This is a genomic window from Ilumatobacter sp. (assembly GCF_041688325.1).
Lineage (GTDB): Bacteria > Actinomycetota > Acidimicrobiia > Acidimicrobiales > Ilumatobacteraceae > Ilumatobacter_A.
Window position 1 is genome coordinate 1 of the sequence record NZ_JBDNIJ010000250.1, and the last position, 3,864, is coordinate 3,864.

At 61.2% G+C, this 3,864-nt stretch carries 3 protein-coding genes, 1 tRNA gene and 1 pseudogene; 2 read left to right on the forward strand and 3 right to left on the reverse strand.

From position 1 onward, the window contains the following. Positions 1-142: 142 nt before the first annotated feature. Positions 143-436: a hypothetical protein gene (locus tag ACH2EI_RS13960; protein WP_395160479.1), complete on the forward strand. Its 294-nt coding sequence runs from the start codon at positions 143-145 to the stop codon at positions 434-436. 19 nt (positions 437-455) lie between these two features. Here the strand turns inward: ACH2EI_RS13960 and ACH2EI_RS13965 are convergent, their stop codons facing one another. The 3 genes and pseudogenes from ACH2EI_RS13965 to ACH2EI_RS13975 all read right to left on the reverse strand — a co-directional run bounded on the left by ACH2EI_RS13965 (position 456) and on the right by ACH2EI_RS13975 (position 2,827). Beyond that, positions 456-869, reverse strand: a complete 414-nt coding sequence (locus ACH2EI_RS13965) for a hypothetical protein (protein WP_395160481.1) — start codon at positions 867-869, stop codon at positions 456-458. A 278-nt stretch (positions 870-1,147) separates the two neighbouring features. Beyond that, positions 1,148-2,174 (reverse strand): annotated as a pseudogene (locus tag ACH2EI_RS13970) (IS256 family transposase). Positions 2,175-2,755: 581 nt separating this feature from the next. Continuing rightward, a tRNA-OTHER gene (locus ACH2EI_RS13975) sits at positions 2,756-2,827 on the reverse strand. Positions 2,828-2,920: 93 nt separating this feature from the next. Between ACH2EI_RS13975 and xerC the strand changes: the two genes are divergently transcribed. Further along, positions 2,921-3,864: tyrosine recombinase XerC (xerC, locus tag ACH2EI_RS13980; RefSeq protein ID WP_395160483.1), on the forward strand; the 944-nt coding region annotated here is incomplete at its 3' end.

A 3,864-nucleotide genomic window follows, 5' to 3' on the forward strand; every position in this document is an offset into this window, starting at 1 on the left:
GCGCTGCGGCCATGGCTTTCGTCGGTTCGACAACTACAGGCTTCGCGTGTTGCTCCACACCGGCGGCGTCACCTGGCCCGAACGACCCTCACCACCGCGCATTCGAACACGCCAGTCCCCACTCAAATGAGAAGAGCCGGTAATGCGGCACATTGTGGCTGGCGGACACGCCGGCATCTTCCACTGCTGCGGGTCCACCTCGACGACCCGCCGAGAATTGGCCGATGCGACGGTCGACGTGTTCGGGCTGGACCGGTCGCTGCTGCGTTTCGGCCCAGCGCCTGCAGAAGCGTTCGCTGGCCAACGAATCCCCTTCGACACGTCGGTGTCGGCCGTCGCAACGTCGGAGCGACTCGGCACGCCATTGCTGTCGCTCGACGAGCTGTTGATGGCGTTCCGTCACGAACGTACGCACGGCGAAGTCGCTCCGTTGTAATCAGGGAGCAATCATCCCGTCAGGAGGAGCGTGAAATGCCAGCTTGGGAAAGAACCGACGCCTCAACCCCGACCTCGCGCCACGCGCCGTAGGAGATCCCGTTGCGGCTCCCGTATGAGGCGGCAATCTTGATGAACGCCGCTTCTGATTCACCAAGATCGGGTTGCGTGGCGAGCGACTCAAGGGCCGAGGCGAGATCTCGCCGCTCCTGTATCAGGCGGAGTTCCTTGATCGGATCAGCATCCAGCACTTCGGCCTCAATCGCAAGGAGGCGCTTCTGGATGGACTCGGGTGAGCGCTTTCGACCTCGGCGAGGTCGGTGAGCTCGCAAACCATCGAGATAGGCGCGAACCATGCGACTCTCTTGGCGGCCTACAGCTAGTGCAGCCTTGTGATCGTCAGTCAGTGGACCTTTGGGACCTCGTTTTGCCATCAAAAACTCCTCACCTTGCACTCAATGAGCTTGTTCGTAAATTGCTGGCACTCCGACGGCCTTTTGACGATGCTTTGCCATGTAACGTAGATGTCAAACCCCTGTACGTCAAGCAGTCTGCGTGAATGAAATCAGACGCTCCACCGCCGAACCGCAACACGATTATCAACCTGGCAGGCACAGTCCGCTCAGGAGACAGCTGAACCAGCAGCCAGGGGTCTGTCAGGAATTCGGTGTAACTAGTCTGGCTCATTGTTGTTGTTGGTGATGTTAGGGCCTCAGAAGAGGCGGCCTTCGAAGGTGATGGCGAAGGCGTTGAGGGCGGGCTTCCAGCGGTTCATCCAGCGTTCCTGGCCGGTGCCTTTCGGATCCAAGGATCTGACCACCATATGAAGGCATTTCAACGCGGCTTGCTCGTTCGGGAAGTGCCCGCGTGCTCGGCGACGCGAGGCGGAAGGTGTTGCGGATCAGGTGCAGCACACAGGTCTGAACGATCGCCAACGGCCAAGCCGCCTCGATTGATTCGGGCAACCCTTTCAACCCGTCACACACGACCATGCACGCGTCCTCGACGCCACGGTTCTTGATCTCAGTCAGCACCTGCAACCAGTATTTGGCGCCCTCGCCGCCAGTCCCAACCCACAAGCCCAAGATGTCGCGTTTGCCGTCAACAGTGACTCCAATCGCTGCGTAGACGGGCCGGTTCGCGACTTGACCGTCGCGGATCTTGACCACCAGAGCGTCAATGAAGATCACCGGATACACGCGATCGAGTGGCCGGTTCTGCCAATCCGCCATCTCGCCGAGAACCCGGTCAGTGATCTTCGAGATCGTCTCACGTGAGATCTCCGTCGAATAGACCTCCATCAGATGGGCTTGGACCTCGCCTGTCGTCAAACCTTTCGCGGTGAGCGAGATCACCATCGAGTCGACCCCATCGAGGCGCCGCTGACGTTTCTTCACGGTCTTGGGTTCGAACGAACCGTCACGATCGCGTGGCACTGAGAGGGCCACTGGGCCGATCTCGGTGATCACCGTTTTCGATCGGGTCCCGGTACGGCTGTTGTCTCTGTCGCGTCCCTCAACTGCGTGTTTCTCGTAGCCGAGGTGTTCTTCCATCTCGACTTCCAAACCTGTCTCGAGGACCTGCTTGGTCAGGTTGCTCAGCAACCCGCCCGGGCCGACCAGGTCGACCCCCTCCGCGCGGGCCTGGTCAACGAGCTGCTCCGCTACCGATCTCTCGGGCCGCTCCACGTCATTGTTTTCGTCCGGTGGTGTTGCCACCGGAACATCATGGTCTGTCATTGTCTGTCCTTCCGGCCGAGCCATTCAGCTCAGCGTTTCAGGCCAGACCACTTCCACCGTTTATCTGACACTCCCTCGTCGCGTCGATTCGAAACTCGTCAATCACCGGCACCACCAACAGTATCTTTAACGATGGGACCTCATCGGTGAAGGTGGCTGACACCGCACTGGGCGGCGTCGTGGGCGGTCCCGGATTTCAGTGTGTTGGGGTGGACAACACAGCGTTTGTTGCCCTCAGCGCCAGCTGCGGCTGACCTGAGCGAAAGTCGGAAGGGTCGCGGACCTCGGTTCGGCGAGGTCCGCGACCCTGCGCCCGTCATCGGCGTTACCGCCTCACCACAACAGCGGCTTGCAGCCCTGCACCTGCTTTTTGGCCGATGCGGCGCCTCACGTGGATACGGCTGATGATCTATCAGGGGATTTACCCCTGGCGGACCGCGGCACCGAACGGCCGTCAGCGGCGATATGCGACGAAGGCCCGCAGCGCGCCGCCTGCGCGCTGGTCGTGTCGGTACGCAGTCATTAAGCAGTCAGGCGCGAGGCAGTGGTTCCGTATTTCTACAAAACACCTGGTAATCGGGTGGGCGCAGAGGGACTCGAACCCCCGACATCTGCCATGTAAAGGCAGTCGAAGTACCTGGTAGAAGCACTACTAGCAGGGGCTTTATGTTCACTGTGTCTATTGTTGTCAATACAGAGTGCACCGAAGTGCACCGGTAAAGCAACCCCAAAGGCAGAGGTTCGACATGACAGAGGCACGCAAGGGACGCACAAAGGGCATCAAGAATCGAAACAACTACGGCGAAGGCAGCGAGGTCGAGAACCCAAACGGCACGTTCTCGAGGTGGGTCGTCATTGATGGACGCCGATACAAGCGGACCGGCAAGGACAGGACCGCCGTTCGAGCAAAGATCGCCGATCTTCGCCGCCAACTCGCCACCGGCGAATACGAAGCACCAACGGCGAAACACGCCCGCGACCGTCGGGCCGGCACCACCGTCACCGAAGCTGTCACCGAATGGCTGACCGACGACATGCCGGCGCGTAATCTTGCACCCTCGACCAACGACCGACACCGTTACTCAGCGGCGCACGCGATCCGTCTACTCGGTCATCACCGCCTTGTTCAACTCAAAGTCCGCGACGTAGAGGCAGCATTCAAGACGCTCGCCAACGAGGGACAGAGTCGCGCGTCGATCGTCAAGGTTTCGGCCACGCTCTCGCTCGTCCTGCAGTCTGCCGTCCGGCGCGGCGACCTCGCCCGCAACGTCGTGGCCGTGGCCGTGATACCAGCCTCAGCGCCCCGTACAGCCGCGCGCCGATCACTCTCGCCTGATGACGCCCGCACGCTACTCAGGCAGCTACGCGACGAACGCAACGGGCTCGCGTTCGGGATCATGCTTCGGTGCGGGCTGCGACCCGGCGAAGCGTTCGCGCTGCACTGGAACGACCTCGGCGACAACTACGTGAACGTCACCCGCGGCCTCGGCCGATCGGGCGGGAAGGTCTACATCTCGGACGACCTCAAGACCGCCGCATCGAAACGGACGATCGCACTTGCGCCCGACCTCACCGACTGGATCGCCAGCCATCGGCGAGACCAGAAAGTCGAGCGACTCGCTGCGCCAACATGGACCAGTTCGGAGCTTGTGTTCACGACACCGGCCGGCGCACTGATCGACCCATCGAA